The following is a 20,645-nucleotide window of genomic DNA, read 5'->3' as shown; positions in this document are numbered from 1 at the left end:
GGTACTGCACCGGGGACGGTGTGGGAGAGTAGGTCGCCGCCGGACAATCTTTTGAGGGAGGGTCACCTGTTTGGGTGGCCCTCCTTCTGCATTTTGGGGGCTACCCGGTTCGGGTGGCCCTTTTTGCGTTTTCCGGGACGTTTTCGTATCCCGGACCTCGGAACGATCTCGGAAAAAGAATGCCCTGACCCGCCAGAGGTCAGGGCATTCTCGTGGGATAGGGAAGGCAGTCAGGGGGTGATGAACAGACCGTCGCCCACGGGCCGCTCGAAGCCGTCCGACGGCTGGTTGACGACCTTGTTGTCCACGACCATCGCGCTCGATCCGCCGCCGTCCAGGTTGATGGCCTGCTTGGCGCCCAGCCAGCGCATCAGCTGAGCCGCCTCGACCATCGAGGCACCAACGGTGACGCCCGGGATACGGCCGTCGATCGTGGCCAGGATCAGCCCGCCGTTCTTGGTGATGCCGGCCATCGTCCGGGGATGGCGGCGCAGCATCATGTTGAGGGAGGCCTGCCCGTCGGCCAGCGCGGTGATGTTGATCCGGCCGTTTCTGATCAGCCCGACCCCGCCGGCCATGACGTACGTCTGGGGGGTGAGCGGCACGGCCCGCTGGGTGCGCAGGTCGATGACCTTGGTATCCACCTTCACGGTCGCGGTCTCCGCGGCGTGTTCGAGGAGCCAGTCGGACATGAGGCCGGTGCCGTGGAGCACCGAGAAACCGCGCGGGACGGCGCCGCCTGCCTGCCGGGCGGAGACGACCCTTCCCTGGGCGTCGATCACGGCCTCGGTGCCGCCGTCCGCCGCCGTCTTCGTTCCGAACTCCTCGGTGTAGAGCACGAGCTCGTCTTCGGCAGGGGCCCGGTTAACGCCCTGCACCTCGGTTCTCGTCCCGTCGGACGAGACGGCGGTGACAGTCGTCTTCAGCTCGGTGATCTTGATCTTCTTGCCGCTCATGACCAGGCCGGTGCGGCCTGCCACCGCCTCGCTGAGGAGTTTGCCGCCGACCACGGAGACCCCCATCGGGTCACCCTTGATCTCCTTGACCGTGTGGATGTTGAAGAATCCGCCATTGACCCCGGCGATGGCGCCGGTGAGCTTGCCCATCGCGCTGGTGGTCTCGCCCTTGGCGATGGTGGTCCCGACGCTGGTCTTGAACGATCCCTTGAAGGTCTTCGGATCCACCGTCAGCACACGCAGGTTCCACGGGCCCGTGGTCTCCAGGCCGTCGTCGGCGAGGTAGTCGGTCTTGGCTCGGATGTCGAAGTCCTTGAGCTCCTTGACCACTTTGTCGGCCTCGGCACGCTGCTTGAACGTCCACAACCCGACGCGGACCACGTAGCGTTCGACGGCGGGGGCGTCGGCGGCGGCGGGCCGGACGACCTTCTGGACGCTCGGGGTGAACCCGGCGGCCTCGACTTCCGCGGCCTTCGCCTGGGCGGTGGCCAGGGTGCCGTCCTCATGCCCGTTGGGCATCAGCACGGCCACGCTCCAGCCCTGGGTGGACTTGCCGTGCCGCACGTTGAAGAAGTCCACTCCGGCGGCCACGTTACGTTGCTTCATCACCGGGGCCACATGCTCACCGAGAGGGAACGCCGAGGCGGGGAAAGTCAGAGCGACCCGTTCCGCCTGGGCAGGAACCGCTGTGACGACGAGTGTTACGGCTGAAAGCCCGACGACAAGACGTCGTGACATATGTATCTCTCCCCGTTGGTGACCAGACTTCGGTGCACCATCGTGCCGAGATCTACCTGCCAGGGTGAGCGAAACACGCTAAACGTCTTGAGAAAGTGTTCTTTCCCACACGACGTTTTTGCGGATGGCGATGCCATTCGTCCGATTCCTGCCAGTCCGGACCCCGTGGGGATGCTGGTAGCAATCGCGGAAAATCCCACGAACCTGCCACTGAGCTTCGGATGCTCATCAAGCCCGAGACGTGGTCCCCCATCTTTCGAAGGGAGGCCACGTCAGCCGTACGTCGGTTCAGCAGCCCGGACAGCCATCGATCAAGGTGCCGCGCCAGTATGGATTGCCGATGAGGTTGATGTACATGTACAAGCTGTTGTTGGGGCCTCGGGCCGCGATGACGTTCGCACCGCCGCCACGGGCGACCGAGGGATCGGAGAGGGTGTCCCCCACCGAGCCGCCGTTCCAGGTGGGGTTGCCGTTCAGGTTCCAGTAGAACTTCAGTGCGTCATTGGGGCCTCGGGCCGCGATGACGCTCGCGGCGCTGTCACGGGCGATGGAGGGGGCGGATACGGTGCTGCCGGGGCCGGCCACCTGGGTGGTGTTCCAGGTGGGGTTGCCGTTCAGGTTCCAGTAGAACTTCAGTGTGTTGTTCGCGCCTTGCGCGGCGATGACGCTCGCGGTGCCGTCACGGGCGATGGAGGGGGCGGACAGGATGCTGCCGGGGCCGGCCACCTGAGTCGCATTCCAGGTGGGATTGCCATGCAGGTTCCAGTAGAACATCAGCGTGTTGTTCGCGCCTTGCGCGGCGATGACCGTCGCGGTGCCGTCACGGGCGATGGAGGGGGCGGACAGGATGCTGCCGGGGCCGGCCACCTGAGTCGCATTCCAGGTGGGATTGCCGTACAGGTTCCAGTAGAACATCAGCGTGTTGTTGGGGCCTCGGGCCGCGATGACGTTCGCACCGGCGCCGCGGGCGACGGAGGGGGCGGATACGGTGCTGCCGGGGCCGGCCACCTGGGTGGTGTTCCAGGTGGGGTTGCCGTTCAGGTTCCAGTAGAACTTCAGTGTGTTGTTCGCGCCCTGCGCGGCGATGACGCTCGCGGTGCCGTCACGGGCCAGCGACGGCTCAGAGGGAGTGCTCCCCGGGCCGGCTACCGCCGTCCAGTACCAGGAAACGTCGCCGTTCAGGTTCCAGTAGAACCTCAGCGTGTCGTTGGGGCCCCGGGCCGCGATGACGCTCGCGGTGTCATCACGGGCGATTGGCGGAGCAGTGGAGGTGAGACCGGGAGTGGCCGGACCGAGGCTGCCGGCTAAACAGAGCAGGACTATGAGGGCGAGTCTCGCCAGGCGTTTCATCACGACCCCTTCTGAGGCGGAACGGCGACGGTTCGACTGTGAGAGAGACCGAAGCAGGCGAGAAGGGGGTGCCGAATTATCCGTACAGAGCCGTACAGGAGTTTGGGGAGAATGGCGCGCTTTGTAACGGTGGTGAAAGTGAGAAGGGCTGCGTCCACAGGGGTGGGCGTAACCGGAGGAAGGCCTGGTGATGCTCACCTGGATCCGGGGCGGATAAACGGTCAGGCGGGTGCGGGCCGTACGGAAATCCGAATTCCGTACGGCCGGCGGCGCGCCCGGCCCTCAGGACGTGGAGTGGTACACCTTGCGCAGGGTCTCGTGGACGATCCAGGTGGTCCTGGCTCCCGCGGAGAGCAGACAGACCGATCCCGGGACGAGCTCGATGCCGACGCCGCCCTCGACCTCGACGGTCGCGCGGCCTGACAGGACCACGAAGATCTCGTCACGTTCGACGTCGGTCACGGTGCCGGGAGTGATCTCCCAGATGCCCCGGCTTTGGGAGCCGTCGGGGGAGGACCACAGTTCGACCGAGGAGGTCCGCGGAGAGCCCGCGAGGATCTGGGCGGGGTCAAGCTCGTCGGGTGACAGCCGTACATCGCCGGCGGGAACGGCGAAGACGCCGGCGGCGCCGACCATGCGGGCAAGGTCGGCGGTCTCGGGGACGAGGATCTCGGGCATGGGGACCTTTCAGGTGCGGGGGTTGTCTCTCCGGAAGGACTCCAGCGCCAAAAGCGCCACGTGGAGGGAGAGGCAGGACTCGACATCGTCCAGGTCGATGTCGAGAACACGTTCCAGCCTACGGAGCCGGTCATAGAAGGCGGGCCTGGACAGGTGGGCTTTCTGGGCGGCGACGGCTTTGTTGCGGCCCGCGGCCAGATAGATCCGCAGGATCCTGGTCAGGTCGCCGCCGCGCTGGGCGTCATGGGCCAGCAGGGGGCCCAGCTCGCGTTCCGCGAAGGTCTGCAGGCGGGCGTCGTCTCTCAGCAGGTGCAGCAGGCCGCGCAAGCGCAGGTCAGGCAGCCGGTAGACGGGACGCCCGTCGGGCTGCCTCACGGCGACGTCGGCGACCTGTTCGGCTTCGAGGAAACTGCGCCGCACGTCGCGGATCGACTCGACGACCGATCCGGCGGCCAGGACGAACGGGGTGGCGAAGGCCATCCGCAGGCGGTCGGCGAGCACGGTCAGGGAAGGCTCGGCGAAGGTGCGCGGGGCCAGGGGGAGCAGGATGCCGACACGGTTCTGATCCAGGGCGCCGACCAGGGCGGGGAATCGGGCGTCGCGGCAGGCGGCGGCGGCGGCTTCGGCCAGCTCGCCGAGCCGTACGAGCTGCTCCTGGCCTTCGAGGGAGCCGTCCTGCGGCTCGCACAGGCGCAGCACCACACTGATCAGCTTGCGTCCCGCGAGCGGCACGCCGACCGCCCTGGCGCGGGCCGCCGCCTCCTCGGGGTCGGCGTAGGCATGCGTCAGGATGCCGGTGATGATCGTGCCGTGGGCCTGGCGCTCCAGTGACTCTTGGTGGCGCTCCAGCAGGCGGCCGAGGGCGAGGGTGGTCGCGGCGCGCTCGGCGAGCACGATGTCGCGCGGCCCCGGGGTGTTCTCACAGAGCAGGATCAGGCGCCCCCAGTCCTGGCCTCGCGCGCCGACCATGGTGACCAGCCAGCCGGAGGAGGAGTCGTAGGCGGTCCGTCCCCCGGGCGCGACCGCTCTGGAGCGGGTCTCCCAGCTCGCCAGCAGCGTCCCGGTGTCACGTCCCGCGCTCTCGCAGGCGAGCACCTGGTGGGCGAGGTTCTCCAGCAGCACGGGACGTCCGGACAGGCGCGCGACCTGGCTGAGCACCTCGGCGGGGGACGCGCCCTCGACCGACAGCTCGGTGAACACCTCGTGGAGCTGCTCGGAGGCGCGCAGTTCCTCGAGCTGGATGTCGATGATCCTGGCGTGCACCGACTCGGTGATCTGCACGAAAGGGGTCTCGCGGGCCAGCGTGACCAGGGGCAGCCCATGCTTCTCCGCGGCGTTGACCACGGACCGGGGCAGCTCCCTGACGAACTTACGGCCCAGCTCGACGATCAGACCGGACGCGCCGACCGCGGCCAGCTCCGCGACGTAGGCGGTTAGGCCTTCCTGGTCGTCGGGAAGCGCGATGCCGGTGGTGAGCACCAGTTCCCCGCCACGCAGCAGATGGGCGATGTCGGTGACCTCTCCGACATGGACCCAGCGAACCCGGGTGTCCAGCCGGTCGGCTCCCGCGACCACTCGGGGATTGCCCCTGCGGACGATGTCCAGGGCGAGAACGTCGGCGATGGTTGGGAGCACCCACCGAGAGTATCCGATCAGCCTGTAAGTTAGGACGTCTGTCGCTTTACAGCCTGATAGGGAAATCTTCTCTTTGGGTGATTTTTCGGGGTGATCAGGCGGGTTTATCGTCGGATTCTCAACCATCTGGCCCCCCTGCTCTGTGGCCTTAGGATGGCTTGACCTTTTCTCGGCCGAAGGGCGCGATGGTGAGCATGGTTGAGACTACGGACAAGACGAGACTCGCCTCCGCGCAGGCCGCCTCCGGCGTGGAGGAGCTCGACCTCCGTCAGCTCCTGGCGGGTCTCACCGCCGTACGCGACGGTGATTTCGGCACCCGGCTACCCGACGAGGGCGACGGCCTGCTCAAGGAGATCGCCACCGTCTTCAACGGCATGGTCGACCAACTCTCGCTGTTCACCTCAGAGGTGACGCGCGTGGCCCGTGAGGTGGGCACCGAAGGACAGCTGGGCGGCCAGGCGGACGTTCCGGGTGTCTCCGGCACGTGGAAGGACCTCACCGACTCGGTCAACGCCATGGCGGGCAACCTCACCGACCAGGTCCGCGACATCGCCCAGGTCGCCACGGCTGTGGCCACCGGCGACCTGTCGCAGAAGATCACCGTGGATGTCCGCGGTGAGATCCTGGAGCTGAAGAACACCCTGAACACGATGGTGGACCAGTTGTCGTCGTTCGCCGACGAGGTGACCAGGGTGGCCCGTGAGGTGGGCACCGATGGGCGGCTGGGCGGCCAGGCCGAGGTGACCGGGGTCGCGGGCACCTGGCGTGACCTGACCGACTCGGTGAACTTCATGGCGGGCAACCTCACCGACCAGGTCCGCAGCATCGCGCAGGTCACCACCGCGGTCGCGAAGGGCGACCTGTCGCAGAAGATCACCGTGGACGCCCGCGGTGAGATCCTGGAGCTGAAGAACACCATCAATACGATGGTGGACCAGTTGTCGTCGTTCGCCGACGAGGTGACCAGGGTGGCCCGTGAGGTGGGCACCGACGGGCGGCTGGGTGGTCAGGCGGACGTCAAGGGCGTCTCCGGCACCTGGCGTGACCTGACCGACTCGGTGAACTACATGGCGGGCAACCTCACCGACCAGGTCCGCAACATCTCCCAGGTGGCCACCGCGGTCGCCAGGGGCGACCTGTCGCAGAAGATCACCGTTTCGGCGCGGGGTGAGATCCTGGAGCTGAAGAACACCCTGAACACGATGGTGGACCAGTTGTCGTCGTTCGCCGACGAGGTGACCAGGGTGGCCCGTGAGGTGGGCACCGACGGGCGGCTGGGTGGTCAGGCGGACGTCAAGGGCGTCTCCGGCACCTGGAAGGCACTCACCGAGTCGGTGAACGTGATGGCCGACAACCTCACCGCCCAGGTGCGGAGCATCGCGGAGGTCACCACCGCGGTCGCGAAGGGCGACCTGTCGCAGAAGATCCGGGTGGATGCCCGTGGTGAGATCCTGGAGCTGAAGGAGACCATCAACACGATGGTCGACCAGCTGTCCGCCTTCGCCGACGAGGTGACCCGGGTGGCCCGCGAGGTCGGCACCGAGGGCAACCTCGGCGGCCAGGCCACGGTCCGGGGCGTCTCCGGCACCTGGAAGAACCTGACGGACAACGTCAACGTCATGGCCTCCAACCTGACCAGCCAGGTGCGCTCCATCGCCCAGGTGGCCACCGCGGTCGCCAGGGGCGACCTGTCGCAGAAGATCACCGTCGAGGCCAAGGGCGAGGTCGCCGCGCTCGCGCAGACCATCAACACCATGGTCGACACGCTGAGCGCCTTCGCCGACGAGGTGACCCGGGTGGCCCGCGAGGTCGGCACCGAAGGCAACCTCGGCGGCCAGGCCACGGTCCGGGGCGTCTCCGGCACCTGGAAGGACCTCACGGACAACGTCAACTCGATGGCGAACAACCTGACCAACCAGGTCCGCAACATCGCGCAGGTCACCACCGCGGTCGCCCAGGGCGACCTGACCAAGAAGATCGACGTGGATGCCCGGGGTGAGATTCTGGCGCTGAAGACCACGATCAACACGATGGTCGACCAGCTCTCGTCGTTTGCCGCCGAGGTCACCCGGGTGGCCCGCGAGGTCGGCAGTGAGGGGCGGCTGGGCGGTCAGGCCGAGGTCGAGGGCGTCTCCGGCACCTGGAAGCGGCTGACGGAGAACGTCAACGAGCTGGCGGGCAACCTCACGCGCCAGGTCCGCGCGATCGCCGAGGTGACCAGCGCGGTGACCTCCGGCGACCTCACCCGCTCCATCACCGTCGACGCCTCGGGAGAGGTCGCCGAGCTCAAGGACAACATCAACTCCATGGTGAAGTCCCTACGCGAGACCACCCTGGCCAACCAGGAACAGGACTGGCTCAAGTCCAACCTGGCCCGTATCTCCGGCCTCATGCAGGGGCACCGCGACCTCGCCGTCGTGGCCGAGCTGGTGATGAACGAGCTGGCCCCGCTGGTCTCGGCGCAGCACGGCACGTTCCTGCTGGCCGAGGAGACGCAGGGCCGCTCCGAGCTGCGGGTGGTCGGCAGTTACGGCCACCGGGAGACGAGCCGCCGTCACGGTTTCGGCGAGTCGCTCGTGGGACAGGCCGCGCTCGCCAGGCGTCCCATCCTGGTCGAGGACATCGCCGCCGGATACCTCACGATCTCCTCAAGTCTGGGAGCGGCGGGGCCGGTCAACCTCATCGTCCTGCCGATCATCGTCGAGGACCAGCTGCTCGGCGTGATAGAGCTGGCCAGCCTCAACCGGTTCACCCAGGTGCACAGAGCCTTTCTTGAGCAGCTGGTCGAGACCATCGGCGTCAACGTCAACACCATCGTCGCCAACGCCCGCACCGACTCCCTGCTCGCCGAGTCGCAGCGGCTGGCGACGGAGCTCCAGGTCGGTCAGGAGGAGCTGCAGCGCTCGAACGCCGAGCTCGAGGAGAAAGCGGAGCTGCTGGCCAGGCAGAACCGGGACATCGAGACGAAGAACAGCGAGATCGAGCAGGCGCGCCAGGAGCTGGAGGACCGTGCCAAGCAGCTCGCGCTGGCCTCCAAGTACAAGAGCGAGTTCCTGGCGAACATGAGCCACGAGCTGCGCACCCCGCTCAACTCGCTGCTCATCCTGGCCCAGTTGCTGGCCCAGAACCCGGCCCGCAACCTCACCGCCAAACAGGTCGAGTACGCCAACGTCATCCACTCGGCCGGAACCGACCTGCTCCAGCTGATCAACGACATCCTCGACCTGTCCAAGATCGAGGCGGGCAAGATGAACATCAGCGTCGAGCCCCTGCCCCTGCGGCAACTCCTGGACTACGTCGAGGCGACTTTCAGGCCGCTGACCACGGAGAAGGGGCTCAGGTTCGATGTCACCGTCGCCCCGGACGTGCCGGAGGAGCTCCTCATGGACGAGCAGCGGTTGCGTCAGGTGGTGCGCAACCTGCTGTCGAACGCGGTGAAGTTCACCGAGAGCGGCTCGGTCGGGCTCCGTATCGAGCGGATCGAGAAGATGGACCTTCTTGGGGTCCGCGACCAGGAGGTGCTTGTCTTCCACGTTGTGGACACCGGCATCGGCATCGCGAAGGAGAACCTCTCCCAGATCTTCGACGCCTTCCAGCAGGCCGATGGCACCACCAGCCGCAAGTACGGCGGCACCGGCCTCGGACTGTCCATCAGCCGGGAGATCGCCTCCCTGTTCAACGGTGAGATCAGGGCGGTCAGCGCCCTTGGCCAGGGCAGCACCTTCAGCCTCTGCCTGCCCGTTGAGGACGTGGCGCCCGGCGCCCCCAGTGCCTCCGGCGCGCCCGCGCGGGGAGGTGTCCTCGCTCCCGCCGCAGGCAGGCTGTCCGCCGTGTCGCCCGCGAGGGCGGCCGCCCCGGCGGCCGAGGCGCCTCCGAGTGGGGGCGGGCGCCGTCTGCTCGTCGTGGAGTCCCGTCAGAACGGGCTGCTCTCCCAGCTCGCGGAGAGCGTCGCGGCCGACCTGAGCGAGACGCACGGGCCGGTTCGGCTGGCCATGGCCAACGATCCGGCAACCGCGGTCGAGACGCTGAAGGAGAACGACTACCACTGCATCGTGCTCGACCTGGGAATGCGGCAGGACGGGGCGGCGGAGTTCCTCCGCAGGCTGGACGAGGATCCGGCGCTGCGCGAGCTGCCCGTGCTCGCCCACCACACCCGCACTCTCACCCGGCCGCAGGAGAACCTCCTCAAGGGGCGCTCGAACACCCAGCCGCTCGAACGCCTGCCGAGCCTTGACGAGCTGCGCGAGCGCATCACCCTGCACCTGTCGGCCCAGGAGCGCGGAGACGTGCTGCCACTGGTGCAGGCCAGCCCCGACGAGCGGCCCCAGGCGGTCGAGGCGGCGGACGCCGTACTCGTCGACAGGAAGGTGCTGGTCATCGACGACGACGTCCGCAACGTCTTCGCGCTGACCAACATCCTCGAACTGCACGGCATGCAGGTGCTCTACGCGGAGAACGGCCGCAAGGGCATCGAGATGCTGTCGCGGAACGAGGACATCGACCTGGTCCTGATGGACATCATGATGCCGGAGATGGACGGCTACGCCGCCACCGCCGCCATCCGCAAGATGCCGCGCTTCGCCGATCTGCCGATCATCGCGGTGACCGCGAAGGCCATGCAGGGGGACCGGGAGAAGACGCTGTCGGCGGGAGCGAGTGACTACGTCACCAAGCCGGTCGACGCGCAGGAACTGCTCACCCGCATGCAGCAGTGGATGGGGCTCTGAACGGAGCCGGGCGCTCTTCCCGCCCTGGCAGGCCCGCTTCGGCCGAGGTCAGGGCGGGGACGTGGGAACGGCGCTCTCCAGAGCCAGGCACGATGAGCGGCCCAGCCGCCGATGGATCACAATGGCCTTTCGGAGGTGGCCGCGGATGATGTGGCGGGGTGTCGCGGCGACGCTCGTCTCGGCGGCGGGATTCGGGCTGATACCCGTCTTCGCGTCGTACGCCTACGGCACGGGCATGTCGGTGACGACGCTTCTCGCGCTGCGGTTCGCGATCGCCGCGGCGGTCTTCCTCGCCTGGCTCGGGCTGCGCGGCAGGCCGAGCACCCGGCAGTGGGGGGTCCCCGTAGTACTCGGCCATGACCCGGCTGTCGGTCAAGGCGTTGCGCCTCTACGACGAGCTGGATCTGCTGCGGCCGGCGAAGGTCGACGCCTCCAACGGCTATCGCTACTACGCGCTCGGACAGGCGGGCAAGGCGGAATCGATCCGCAGGCTGCGGGCACTCGACATGCCGATCGAGGAGATCAGGCGAGTGCCGGCCGCCTCTCCGGCGGACGTCTCCGGCCTGCTGGCCGCGCACCGGCAACGCCTGCGGGCGGAGCGCGATCGCCACGATCACATGCTGGCCGTCATCACCCGGCTGATCAACGGCGAGGAGCGCCTCATGAACTACACGATCACTGTCGAAAACCTGCCCGCGCAGATCGTGGCCTCGGTGCGCCGCCACACCGATCTGGCCGGTACCGGTGCGACGGTCGCCGAGGGCTTCGGCGTCCTCGTCGGGGCCCTCACGCAAGTCGGCCGACACCCGGCCGGTGCCCCCTTCCTGGTGTTCCACGATGTCATCGACGCCGACAACGACGGCGACATCGAGATCTGCATATCGATCGGGGCACCCGTCGCCGAGGTCTCTCCCGTGCAGGTCGGCCAGACGGCCGAGGTCACCGCCGCGGTCACCACCCACCAGGGCCGCCACGACGAGATCGCCCCCGCCTACCACTGACCGCCTCCGGCGGGTGGGGCCGGTTCAGCGCGTCCTGACCAGGCACCCCCGCGCGCGTAGAGATGCTGGCGAAACCCGCCGCCGTGTTCCTTACCGGTTCCTGGCCCCCGGAAGCCTGCCAGGGTTCTGACCTGTGTCTTTCCCCTTTCCGGCTTACTTGGTCTGTCCTCTGAGGACGTCTGGGCGGCCCGCTGCCGACGGTGGCCGGCCTGGTCCGACGGCAGCGGGACGACCGCGCTTACGGCAGCTGGTCCAGGAACCAGGTGGCGAGTTCCTCGGTGACCAGGGTGTGCGTATCGCTCTGCGAGGCGAGCTTGACGGCGTGGAAGGGCGTCTCCTCCAGCTCCTCATCGCTGATCGGGGTGTAGAGGTTGTCGTGGGTGCCCGGCTCCCGTACGGAGATGGCGCTGACGGCCGGGACGAAGCAGTGCTCGCGGATGGGGTTGCTGACGCGGAAGCCCAGCAGGGGCGGGAGCTCGTTCAGCTTGTCGGCGAGGATGCCGAAGCCGTCGAGGGTGCCGCCGGGCGCGCCGTCGATGTCGGGCAGTCCGTTGGTGCGGACCTCGCGGTTGGGAGTGGTGAGGACCCGGAGGTTGGCGACGAGCTGGCTTTCGCCCTCGGACTGGGTGCACAGCTGCGTGCCGGAGATGGTGGCTCCTTCTCCGGTGAGGGCCTCAGGAGCGGGTACGGGCCGTGCTCCAGGAGCTCCCAGGTGAGGCTGAGGTCGCTGGGGCCGACGCTGAAGCCGTCCGCGATCAGGACCGGGCGCGTGAGCTGGCCGTTGCCCTCGCCGTGGTAGACCCAGGCGGTGCCGTAGGGGAGTTCCCAGACGTCGCTGGGCGGGGGCGGGATCCGGTCGGTTGTGCGTGGGCCGGGCGCCAGGATGATCGGGGGACCGGACTGGAAGGCTTCGGCGGCCTGCTTTTCGGTGGTGCTCATGGCATTCCCTTCCTGAGGGCGGGGCAGGGCACCTTCTTACGGATCGGATGCCGGGGCGGGGCGGCACCGCGTCCGTCCCCGGAAAAGCACTATCGCTCTTACCCTCTGTGGTTACTTGAAGTCGCGTAGTGACTACGTCTCCGTGTGCGAGTGGGAGAAAAGTTCCGCGCGTGCGCGCGAGTGCCTCGCGAAACTCGCGAAACTCCGCCCCGGGGCGAGATCAGGCCGTGGCGTTCGCTGTACTGTCCTCGCCATCGGCAGCCGCGTCCTGCTCGGCGGTGGCGAACAGCTCCAGCTGCTCGCCGGGCGGCTCGTTCCCGGTGAGCCTCAAGCACCGGCGGCACGTCACCGGCCCGCGATCCGGGTGGGCCGCGCCCGGATCCCAGCCGCTGACACCCACCATGCAGGCCGGGCCGGGCATCCGCTCGTCGGCGAACCACCGGGTCATCGCGACCTCGTGCACGATGCCGCTGGAGTGCACCCGCAGGTTGGAGCCGTCGGCGTAGGCGGAGCGCGCCGCCGCGGCGATCGTGGCCAGCGCCGCGTACACGTCCGGCTCGTTGTCCGTCTACAGCCCCACCACCGGGTTGTCGGTCCATTGATCGGCATCTTCCAGATACCCCAGAAGAGCACGGGAGCCGTCGGCCCAGCCGCCGTGGCGGCCGATGCGTTCCAGGGCGTGGCCCTGGCGGCGGGCGGCGGTGGCGAACCCGCGCCGCAGCGAGTGCCCGCTCCAGTCGCCGGACAGCTTGGCGGCCGCGGCCAGGCGGCCGACGACGTCGGCCACGGCCTCGGCGGTCATCCGGCCGTCCGGGTCGCCGATCGTTTTGCCGCCGCGGGTGAGGGACGGGGCCAGGCGGCCGCGTGCGGGCTGGACGAGCTGCAGTCACGGCGCTGAGACTTCTGTTTTCGTCCCGGACGGAACAGCCAAGGGGAGAGCCCGGCTTGCGGTTCAGTTGGCGGTTTGCTGCCAGGCCGGGTCGAGGGCGATCTGCTTGAGCTGGTCAAGGGTGAGGGCGGGTTCGCCGCGGCTGGCAGGCAGGCGATAGGCGCCCGCGTTGACCGCCGAGATCACGACCCGCAGGCCGTCCCGGCGCAGGGTGTCAACGGTCCACTCGATCGTGCCGGCGCCTCCGCGGGGAGCGGGCCCCTGCTGGGTATTGATGCGGGTGCCGTCGGGCAAGGTCCCGGCGTTGTGGAACAGCTTCGTCATGGCCGGGTCGCCGGGTTTCCACTGCTGGACGTTCACCGCGATGAGGCTTGCGCCGTGGCCGTCATCGACGGTGAGGTGCCCGAAACCGTCTGACCCGCCCTCCCCTGCGGCGCGCAGCCCTGTCGGCAGTAGTCGTCCGATGATGTGGCTGATCTGCCGGCCAGAGAGCCTGGCGACCGAGCCGGTCCTGGCGCCAGCGGGCGGCGCGGGCATCTTCGCGAGAATGGGCTGCCATACAGCCGAGGTGGCGATGGTGGCGAGTTGCTTGAGCGTCAGCGGCAGTCCGACCGTCTTGTTGTCGCTCGAGCTGCCGGTCTCGGACACGAAGACCTGTTTGCCGTCCTTGTAGGTGAGCAGTGCGCTGAGGAGTTCGGCGCCGTTCGGGTGGTTCTCGTTCCTCGGTGAGCGGTCCAGGACGAGTTCGGCGCCGGCCGGCAGGAGGGTCTGCGTGCAATGGCTGTAGGGGTGGTAGGCGGTGTCGGGGCATTGCGAGTACTGCGCGGGTACGGGCACGGGCCACCTGGTGAGGCTCACCTTCACCGTTGCCGTGTTCCCGCCCTCGTCGAGGACGAGTTGGGCGGAGGGCGGGAACACGGGCTGGTCGCTGAGCCCCTGCCCCTGCCCCTGTTGCGCCGAAGGCTTGCCCTGCGGGAGCAGGGTCTGGAGGAGGTGCACCATCTGCTGGGCCGATACCGGCATGCCGTCGGCGTGCGGGGAGCAGCCGGTGAGCGCGAGGGTGCTCAGGGCGACCGACAGGACCAGGGAGAATGTTCGTCCGGCTGAGAGCATCGCAGACCACCGTGTGTCGGGTGTTCGGGGGGAACGGGCCGTGGGGATCGCGCGGGTATCGCCCCCATGGGCAGAGGGGATGCCATCCGGCCTCTGCCCATGGGGGCCTCTGAACCGCTAGCCGACCGCCCCGGGGAAGGAGACCGAGCTGATGGAGTTGTTGTAGGGGGAAGTCAGCACGTTCCAGGTGTAATTGGGCTGGAAGTATCCGTATGTTCCCTTGAAGTTGATGTCATTCCAGGTCTCGATGGCCACGAAGTTGGTTTGAATGGATGAGATGTTGTCGTTGAGGGCGGTGCTGCGAAGGTCGGAGTTTCTTATCGGGTAGTAGCCGCCGAATGCGCACGTTCCGTCGAGGTAGTAGTCGCTGCACAGCTTCCAGTAGGCGTTGCCCTGGGAGGTCGCGGAAGCGGTTTCCGTGGTGACGCTGACAATGCCAGCGGTCAATGCGAGGCCTGTGATCAGCGCGATCAGGGCTTTCTTCATGTTTCGCATGGAAGTCTCCTTGTCGAGGGTTTCGGCCGGTTCTGCCACCGGCTGGGCTTGAATGAATCGGCAGGCTGGGCGGCCGGGAGGTCGCCGAATTGTCATATACAACGGATAATTGCCCGGAGTTCGGAATCGGGTGGGAGGTGGCTGTTATCCGAGGTCGAGGTCGTGACGGCGTCCTGGTCAGTGGGTGTCGGTCTGCCTTCTGGGAGCTATCGGGCTCTCCTTTGCCAAGGGAAGTAGAGGTTTCCTCAATGTAGGACGCAGCGAATTGGCTGACTTGCGTCATCTGACTGTTGAACACTGAGCCTTTTCATCCCCCTGGCGGCAGGGCATCGGTCACAGCATGGCGAGCTTGGCGATCGTCTGACGGTGTAAGAAACCCCTGGTAGATGGATTGATCACCACAACCAGATCCATCACAACCAGGGATCTCTGATGCTGTTCCAGCGTGCTACCGCGGGTGCCAACCACCGAGCAGGACCGCTCTGGCGACCTCGCGTGCGACCACGGTGGCCGCGGCGCCGTGCGCGACCAACAGCGCGGCGATCGTGACGCTGAGGTCGGCCAGCCTCACCTCGCCGCCGGTGATGGTGGTGAACGCGGCGTCGGCACCGGTCCAGGCGAACACCTCCAGCAGCACCTCCGGCAGGTCCACCCGTGGCAGCAGCGCGTTCACCGCCTCCCGCAGCTCGATCAGAGTGGCGGGTTCGGCTCGGATTCCAGCGCGGCCAGGTGCAGCCGCCCGTCCTCACCGAAACGGACCTGGGTGTTGGCCGGCAGCCGCTCGGCGACCTCACCAATCGCCGCCACGACCCGGTCAGCAGGCCGGTGTCGATCTCGCCCGGGGCGACCTTCTTACGGCCCAGCAGGCCCGGCAGGGACCGCAGCGCGGCCAACACCGGCAACCCCGCGAGGGTGGCGCCGAAGTCCACCACTGTGGTCAGCCGCTTAGGCGGTAACGCTGCCTGTCTTCAGTGCGGTCTCCAGGTAGCCGCGCCAGCGGGCCGGAACGAACCCGGCCGGTGTGCCCTCAGGGACCTAGCGGGCGCCGGTGGCGTTGAGTTCTCGCAGGATGTCCACGGCCGTGAGCGACTCAAACGCCACATCAGCCGGGGTCGGGGTGAAGAACCGGAACAACTCCTCCCGGCCGATCTCGGGCAAGCACCGCAGTCCCTCCAGTTCCTCGTTCGTGAACACTGGAGCGACCACCCGGCAACCTCCCGCCAGAGCCCTGAAGACCTTCTGGCAAGGAGCCTATGAGCCATATCCGCCCGATTTTTCCCGAGTACTACGGGGACCCCAGTGGGCGACGCCAGCGCTGCTGGGCGGCATGTACGCGGCGCAGTCACTGCTGTACCTCACGGCGGTCCAGCGCATCGCGCCCGCCCTGGCCGTGCTGTTGCTGCACCTCTTCCCGGGGCTCGTCCGCCTACGCCTGCTACATCGTCCTGGGCAGCCGGGTCTCGGCCACGCTCTCGCCCACGGTCACCAGTGCCTACCTGGCGATGTTCGCGACCGGGGCGTTCGCGCTGCTCGGGCTGGCGTTCGGCGGACTGGACCTCGGCTTCGCCGCGGCGGGCTGGGGATGGGCTCTGGCGGTCGCCCTCGTGTCGACGGTCTTCGCGATCGGGCTGTTCTTCGTCGGAGCCACGGCGCTCGGCCCCGTCAGGGCGTCGATTCTCAGCATGCTGGAACCCGTCGTCGCGGTGCTGGCCTCGTGGCTGCTACTCGGGGGAACCCTGTCGTGGCCGCAGGTCGCGGGTGGCGCGGTCGTGCTGGCCGGTGCGTCCTGGGGCGTCCTGGCGAGCGCGCCGCCCCAGGATCGCCTCACGGCTGCCTCAGACGCGCTTCCAGACCGTCGAGGAAGCAGGACAGGCCGAACTCGAAGTTGAGCGCGCTGGCGACGCCGTCGTCGAGTTTCTCGTGTTCGGCGTAGCTGGTCACCAGCTCGGGGTAGTCGCCTGCGGCCTGTTGCAGCATCCGCATCATGTCCGTCGCTATCTCCTGGGGACTCATCCCCGAGGCGGTGATGATGGACTGCCAGGCGATCTCGGGCGTGGTCACGCCCGTCACGTAGGACATCAGGGTCGACGAGGCCTGGTCCAGCGCCCGGCCCTGGAACCCCGCCAGCTTGAACGTCTTCAGCAGCCCGGCGGAGAGCCGCATCGCGTTCGGGCCGAGGGTTGGCATGGCGCCGATCAGCACGGTCGACCACGGATGCGCGAAGAGCGCCCCGCGCAGGCCGTAGGCGAACGCGGAGACCGCGTCCCGCCAGCCGATCACGTCGGGGTCGGGCAGCGGGACCTCGCCGAAGACCTCGTCGAGGACGAGTTCGAGCAGCTCGTCCTTGCTGGCCACGTGCCAGTAGATGCTCGTGGCCCCGGAACCGAGTTTGGTCCCCAGACGGCGCATGCTCAGCGCGTCCATCCCCTCCGCGTCGAGGATTTCCACGGCTGCGCGCACGATCTGCGCCCGGCTCAGCGTCGGGCTCTTGGCCGTACGCCTCTCACGGGTCCACACCGAGGTCATGGGCTGCTTCACCCATCAATCATAAAACCAATCATACGGTGTTCCATAATCTCGTACGGCGTACGAGCATGGATCCACCCCTTGCGTGAAACCCCTGCCGGACTTCTGATGGTGAGGAGAGTGTCACGGAAACGAGCCAAAAATTCATGTATTTCAGATTGCTTAAGTGGGAAATGTGGGTCACGATGGTTCATGAGTCGCCAAGCCGACTGGAGGTGGACATGACCGGCACGACCGACGTTCGGCGCGTGGAAGGTCGTGCCGGTGCGGAGGTCCACCCGCGTCCACGGTGCCGGCGGCTCGCGGCGCCTCGGTCCGGCCGAGGTCGCCACCCCGAAGCTCGGGCGGGGAACCTGGGGGGTGCTCCGCTCGATTTCCTGTACGGCTTGCGCCAACCGTCGCAGGGCGCAAGCCGTACGGGAACCCCCACGCTCGTGCGCGCTCCCGGGGAATGCCTGGCCTCCCGGTCGAGTCACCGCGGTGAGGCCGGAACAGGATTCTGACAACGTGACGGCTTAGTCGCGCATATCCCGACACACTGTCGGTAGGAGCATCTGTCGCGAGCCGACATACTCGATGTATGTCGGACCTTCTTGCGCGCCACCGTGCGGTAATGCCCAACTGGCTGGCCCTGTACTACAACGAGCCCATAGAGATCGTCGGCGGCAAGGGCAACCGGGTCGTCGACGCTTCGGGTAAGAGCTACCTGGACTTCTTCGCGGGCATTCTGACCAACATGATCGGGTACGACGTGCCCGAGGTGCGCGAGGCCGTGGAGAGACAGCTCGCCACCGGCGTGGTGCACACCTCCACGGTCTACCTGCTCCGCGGTCAGGTCGAGCTTGCCGAGAAGATCGCCAGGCTCTCCGGCATCGAGAACGCCAAGGTCTTCTTCACCAACTCGGGCACCGAGGCCAACGAGACCGCGCTGCTGCTGGCGACCTACGCACGCAGATCCGACCAGGTGCTCGCCATGCGGCAGAGCTACCACGGCCGTTCCTTCGGCGCGGTCAGCGTGACCAGCAACCGGTCCTGGAAGAACAACTCGCTGTCACCGCTGAACGTGCACTTCCTGCACGGCGCCGACCGGCACCTCACCCAGTTCCGCGGCCTCTCGGACGCCGACTACATCGCGGCGTGCGTCGACGACCTGCGTCACGTGCTGGCCACCTCCGTCGGGGGCGACGTGGCCGCGCTGATCGCCGAGCCGATCCAGGGCGTCGGCGGCTTCACCATGGCGCCCGACGGGCTGTTCGCCGCCTACAAGGAGGTCCTCGACGAGCAGGGCATCCTGCTGATCTCCGACGAGGTGCAGACCGGCTGGGGCCGTACCGGCTCGGCGTTCTTCGGCATCCAGAACCACGGCGTCACGCCGGACATGATGACCTTCGCCAAGGGGCTGGGCAACGGCTTCGCGGTGGGCGGCGTCGTGGCGCGGGGCGACCTGATGGACGGCTTGCACGCGGTCGGCCTGGCCACCTTCGGCGGCAACCCGATCTCCATGGCCGCCGCGAACGCGACCCTCGACTACGTGCTCGACCACGACCTGCAGGCGAACGCGGCCAGGACCGGCACCCTGATCATCGACGGGCTCCGCGAGGCCGCGCCGCGCCTGCCGATCGTCGGCGACATCCGGGGCAAGGGCCTGATGTTCGCCGTCGAACTGGTCGACCCGGCGAGCGGGGAGCCCTCCCCGGCGCTCGCGGCCAGGTTCATGGAGGAGACGAAGAAGGCCGGTCTGCTCGCGGGCAAGGGCGGTCTGTACGGCAACGTGCTGCGGATGGCCCCGCCCCTCACCCTGACCCTGGACGAGGCCGCGGAAGGCCTCGGGATCATCGTCAACGCGCTCGAAGTCATCAACGCCGAGGTCGTCTCGTCATGAAGAACATCACCCACTGGATCGACGGAGCCCCCGTCGAGGGCACGGGCCGTACCTCCGAGATCTTCAACCCGGCGACGGGTGAGGTCAGCGGGCACGTCCACCTGGCATCGGCGGCGGAGGTCGACGTGGCCGTCGCCTCCGCGGTGGCCGCCTACCCCGCCTGGCGGGACTCCTCGCTGGTCAAGCGCTCGCAGGTGCTGTTCCGCTTCCGTGAGCTGATGTACGCCAACCGCGACGAGCTGGCCAGGCTCATCTCCGCCGAGCACGGCAAGGTCCACTCCGACGCGCTCGGCGAGGTGGCCAGGGGCCTGGAGGTCGTCGAGTTCGCCTGCGGCATCCCGCACCTGCTCAAGGGCGGTTTCTCCGAGGGCGTCTCGACCCGCGTCGACTCCTACTCGATCCGCCAGCCGCTGGGCGTCGTCGCGGGGATCACCCCGTTCAACTTCCCGGCCATGGTGCCGATGTGGATGTTCCCGATCGCGATCGCCTCGGGCAACGCCTTCGTCCTCAAGCCGTCGGAGAAGGACCCGTCCGCCTCCCTCCTGATGGCCGCGCTCTGGAAGGAGGCGGGGCTGCCGGACGGCGTCTTCACCGTGGTCCAGGGAGACAAGGAGGCGGTGGACCGGCTGCTCGGGCACCCGGACGTGCGAGCCGTCTCGTTCGTCGGCTCGACGCCCATCGCCAGGTACGTCTACGAGACCGGCACCGCCAACGGCAAGCGGGTTCAGGCGCTTGGCGGCGCCAAGAACCACATGCTCGTGCTCCCGGACGCCGACCTCGACCTCGTCGCCGACGCCGCGGTCTCCGCGGGCTTCGGCTCCGCGGGGGAGCGGTGCATGGCGATCTCCGTGGTGCTGGCCGTCGACCCGGTCGGGGACGAGCTGGTCGACAAGATCGTGTCTCGGGTCTCCGCGCTGACCATCGGGCCCGGCGACGACCCCGCCTCCGAGATGGGCCCCCTCGTCACCGGGGCCCACCGGGACAAGGTGGTCTCCTACCTCGACCTCGGCGTCTCCGAGGGGGCCAAGCTCGTCGTCGACGGCCGCCTGACCCCGGTGCGCGGTGGCGCCGCGGCTGAGGAGACCCCCGGCTTCTGGCTCGGCCCCACGGTCCTCGACCACGTCCCCGCGGGCTCCCGCGTCCACCGCGAGGAGATCTTCGGCCCGGTCCTGGCGATCGTGCGGGTGTCCTCGTACGAGGAGGGGCTCGAACTGATCAACGGCGGTGAGTTCGGCAACGGCACCGCCGTCTTCACCAACGACGGCGGCGCCGCCAGGCGCTTCCAGAACGAGGTTGAGGTCGGGATGATCGGCATCAACGTGCCGATCCCGGTGCCGATGGCCTTCTACAGCTTCGGCGGCTGGAAGGCCTCGCTGTTCGGCGACACCCACGTCCACGGCACCGAGGGCGTGCACTTCTACACCCGGGGCAAGGTCGTCACCTCACGCTGGCTCGACCCGAGCCACGGCGGCGTCAACCTCGGCTTCCCGACCAACAAGTAGCCGCCGCGCGGCCGGGCCCCGGGGTAAGGGGCCCGGCACAGGCAGGAGGGGATGCGCCCGGCTTCGGCCGGCCATCGCTTTCGGCTTCTCGGCCCCCGTCGTCGCGCGGGGCTTCGCCGTACTCAGGAGATTCGCCGTGTTCGAGAGAGGTAAGGCTCGTGTGCCCTGCCGGTGAGGGGCGGCTGCGCGGCCGGTGACGGGGATGGCCGGTAGG

At 68.0% G+C, this 20,645-nt stretch carries 17 protein-coding genes; 5 read left to right on the top strand and 12 right to left on the bottom strand.

Features of this window, described 5'->3' with window-relative positions; all coding sequences use genetic code 11:
• Positions 1–230 precede the first annotated feature (230 nt).
• The 4 genes from AB0395_RS40135 to AB0395_RS40120 all read right to left on the bottom strand — a co-directional run bounded on the left by AB0395_RS40135 (position 231) and on the right by AB0395_RS40120 (position 5,357).
• Complete coding sequence (locus AB0395_RS40135) at positions 231–1,562, bottom strand: phosphodiester glycosidase family protein (RefSeq protein ID WP_366290916.1); 1,332 nt, start codon at positions 1,560–1,562, stop codon at positions 231–233.
• 420 nt (positions 1,563–1,982) lie between these two features.
• Positions 1,983–3,044, bottom strand: a complete 1,062-nt coding sequence (locus AB0395_RS40130; RefSeq protein WP_366290913.1) for a hypothetical protein — start codon at positions 3,042–3,044, stop codon at positions 1,983–1,985.
• 282 nt (positions 3,045–3,326) lie between these two features.
• Positions 3,327–3,722, bottom strand: a complete 396-nt coding sequence (locus tag AB0395_RS40125) for a cupin domain-containing protein (protein WP_366290910.1) — start codon at positions 3,720–3,722, stop codon at positions 3,327–3,329.
• A gap of 9 nt (positions 3,723–3,731) precedes the next feature.
• A complete protein-coding gene (locus AB0395_RS40120; protein WP_366290908.1) occupies positions 3,732–5,357 on the bottom strand; it encodes a PucR family transcriptional regulator ligand-binding domain-containing protein in 1,626 nt (541 codons plus the stop codon).
• A 194-nt stretch (positions 5,358–5,551) separates the two neighbouring features.
• Between AB0395_RS40120 and AB0395_RS40115 the strand changes: the two genes are divergently transcribed.
• Both AB0395_RS40115 and AB0395_RS40110 read left to right on the top strand, forming a co-directional pair.
• Positions 5,552–10,084 (top strand): HAMP domain-containing protein, encoded by a 4,533-nt coding sequence (locus tag AB0395_RS40115; protein WP_366290905.1) that lies wholly within the window; start codon positions 5,552–5,554, stop codon positions 10,082–10,084.
• A 356-nt stretch (positions 10,085–10,440) separates the two neighbouring features.
• Positions 10,441–11,085, top strand: a complete 645-nt coding sequence (locus AB0395_RS40110) for a MerR family transcriptional regulator (protein ID WP_366290902.1) — start codon at positions 10,441–10,443, stop codon at positions 11,083–11,085.
• A 238-nt stretch (positions 11,086–11,323) separates the two neighbouring features.
• Here the strand turns inward: AB0395_RS40110 and AB0395_RS40105 are convergent, their stop codons facing one another.
• From AB0395_RS40105 to AB0395_RS40075, 7 genes are all read right to left on the bottom strand, one after another.
• Positions 11,324–12,091, bottom strand: a complete 768-nt coding sequence (locus tag AB0395_RS40105; RefSeq protein ID WP_366290900.1) for a hypothetical protein — start codon at positions 12,089–12,091, stop codon at positions 11,324–11,326.
• A 153-nt stretch (positions 12,092–12,244) separates the two neighbouring features.
• Positions 12,245–12,574: a hypothetical protein gene (locus tag AB0395_RS40100; protein ID WP_366290898.1), complete on the bottom strand. Its 330-nt coding sequence runs from the start codon at positions 12,572–12,574 to the stop codon at positions 12,245–12,247.
• A gap of 18 nt (positions 12,575–12,592) precedes the next feature.
• Positions 12,593–12,826: a hypothetical protein gene (locus tag AB0395_RS40095; RefSeq protein WP_366290895.1), complete on the bottom strand. Its 234-nt coding sequence runs from the start codon at positions 12,824–12,826 to the stop codon at positions 12,593–12,595.
• 150 nt (positions 12,827–12,976) lie between these two features.
• A complete protein-coding gene (locus tag AB0395_RS40090; RefSeq protein ID WP_366290892.1) occupies positions 12,977–14,026 on the bottom strand; it encodes a hypothetical protein in 1,050 nt (349 codons plus the stop codon).
• Between the two features lie 117 nt (positions 14,027–14,143).
• The gene (locus tag AB0395_RS40085; protein WP_366290889.1) at positions 14,144–14,521 is read right to left on the bottom strand and encodes a hypothetical protein; all 378 of its coding nucleotides are present in this window, start codon (positions 14,519–14,521) and stop codon (positions 14,144–14,146) included.
• Between the two features lie 448 nt (positions 14,522–14,969).
• Positions 14,970–15,194, bottom strand: a complete 225-nt coding sequence (locus AB0395_RS40080) for a hypothetical protein (protein ID WP_366290887.1) — start codon at positions 15,192–15,194, stop codon at positions 14,970–14,972.
• Positions 15,195–15,556: 362 nt separating this feature from the next.
• Entirely contained in the window at positions 15,557–15,727 is a 171-nt protein-coding gene (locus AB0395_RS40075) for a hypothetical protein (RefSeq protein ID WP_366290885.1), read from the bottom strand.
• A gap of 47 nt (positions 15,728–15,774) precedes the next feature.
• Between AB0395_RS40075 and AB0395_RS40070 the strand changes: the two genes are divergently transcribed.
• Complete coding sequence (locus AB0395_RS40070; RefSeq protein ID WP_366290882.1) at positions 15,775–16,410, top strand: EamA family transporter; 636 nt, start codon at positions 15,775–15,777, stop codon at positions 16,408–16,410.
• Here AB0395_RS40070 and AB0395_RS40065 read toward each other — a convergent pair.
• Positions 16,346–17,059: a TetR/AcrR family transcriptional regulator gene (locus AB0395_RS40065; protein ID WP_366290880.1), complete on the bottom strand. Its 714-nt coding sequence runs from the start codon at positions 17,057–17,059 to the stop codon at positions 16,346–16,348. The genes AB0395_RS40070 and AB0395_RS40065 overlap by 65 nt on opposite strands.
• Positions 17,060–17,627: 568 nt before the next feature.
• On the opposite strand from AB0395_RS40065, the gene AB0395_RS40060 reads away from it, so the two are divergent.
• Both AB0395_RS40060 and AB0395_RS40055 read left to right on the top strand, forming a co-directional pair.
• Positions 17,628–18,929, top strand: coding sequence for an aspartate aminotransferase family protein (locus AB0395_RS40060; protein WP_366290878.1), 1,302 nt, complete (start codon positions 17,628–17,630; stop codon positions 18,927–18,929).
• Positions 18,926–20,431 carry a CoA-acylating methylmalonate-semialdehyde dehydrogenase gene (locus tag AB0395_RS40055; RefSeq protein ID WP_366290875.1) on the top strand — a complete coding sequence of 502 codons (1,506 nt, stop codon included), beginning with the start codon at positions 18,926–18,928 and terminating at the stop codon, positions 20,429–20,431. The genes AB0395_RS40060 and AB0395_RS40055 overlap by 4 nt, the downstream gene beginning before the upstream one ends.
• Positions 20,432–20,645: the final 214 nt, after the last annotated feature.

It is taken from the genome of Streptosporangium sp. NPDC051023 (genome assembly GCF_040689595.1).
GTDB lineage: Bacteria > Actinomycetota > Actinomycetes > Streptosporangiales > Streptosporangiaceae > Streptosporangium.
The sequence above is the reverse complement of the archived record's forward strand: the minus strand, read 5'-3'. Positions and strand labels throughout refer to the sequence as shown.

Excerpts from the sequence above, each read along its gene's own strand:
- AB0395_RS40135 (WP_366290916.1), bottom strand. The coding sequence starts at position 1,562 with ATGAAGCAACGTAACGTGGCCGCCGGAGTGGACTTCTTCAACGTGCGG.
- AB0395_RS40130 (WP_366290913.1), bottom strand. The coding sequence starts at position 3,044 with ATGAAACGCCTGGCGAGACTCGCCCTCATAGTCCTGCTCTGTTTAGCC.
- AB0395_RS40125 (WP_366290910.1), bottom strand. The coding sequence starts at position 3,722 with ATGCCCGAGATCCTCGTCCCCGAGACCGCCGACCTTGCCCGCATGGTC.
- AB0395_RS40115 (WP_366290905.1), top strand. The coding sequence starts at position 5,552 with ATGGTTGAGACTACGGACAAGACGAGACTCGCCTCCGCGCAGGCCGCC.
- AB0395_RS40110 (WP_366290902.1), top strand. The coding sequence starts at position 10,441 with ATGACCCGGCTGTCGGTCAAGGCGTTGCGCCTCTACGACGAGCTGGAT.
- AB0395_RS40095 (WP_366290895.1), bottom strand. The coding sequence starts at position 12,826 with ATGACCGCCGAGGCCGTGGCCGACGTCGTCGGCCGCCTGGCCGCGGCC.
- AB0395_RS40090 (WP_366290892.1), bottom strand. The coding sequence starts at position 14,026 with ATGCTCTCAGCCGGACGAACATTCTCCCTGGTCCTGTCGGTCGCCCTG.
- AB0395_RS40085 (WP_366290889.1), bottom strand. The coding sequence starts at position 14,521 with ATGCGAAACATGAAGAAAGCCCTGATCGCGCTGATCACAGGCCTCGCA.
- AB0395_RS40070 (WP_366290882.1), top strand. The coding sequence starts at position 15,775 with ATGAGCCATATCCGCCCGATTTTTCCCGAGTACTACGGGGACCCCAGT.
- AB0395_RS40060 (WP_366290878.1), top strand. The coding sequence starts at position 17,628 with ATGTCGGACCTTCTTGCGCGCCACCGTGCGGTAATGCCCAACTGGCTG.
- AB0395_RS40055 (WP_366290875.1), top strand. The coding sequence starts at position 18,926 with ATGAAGAACATCACCCACTGGATCGACGGAGCCCCCGTCGAGGGCACG.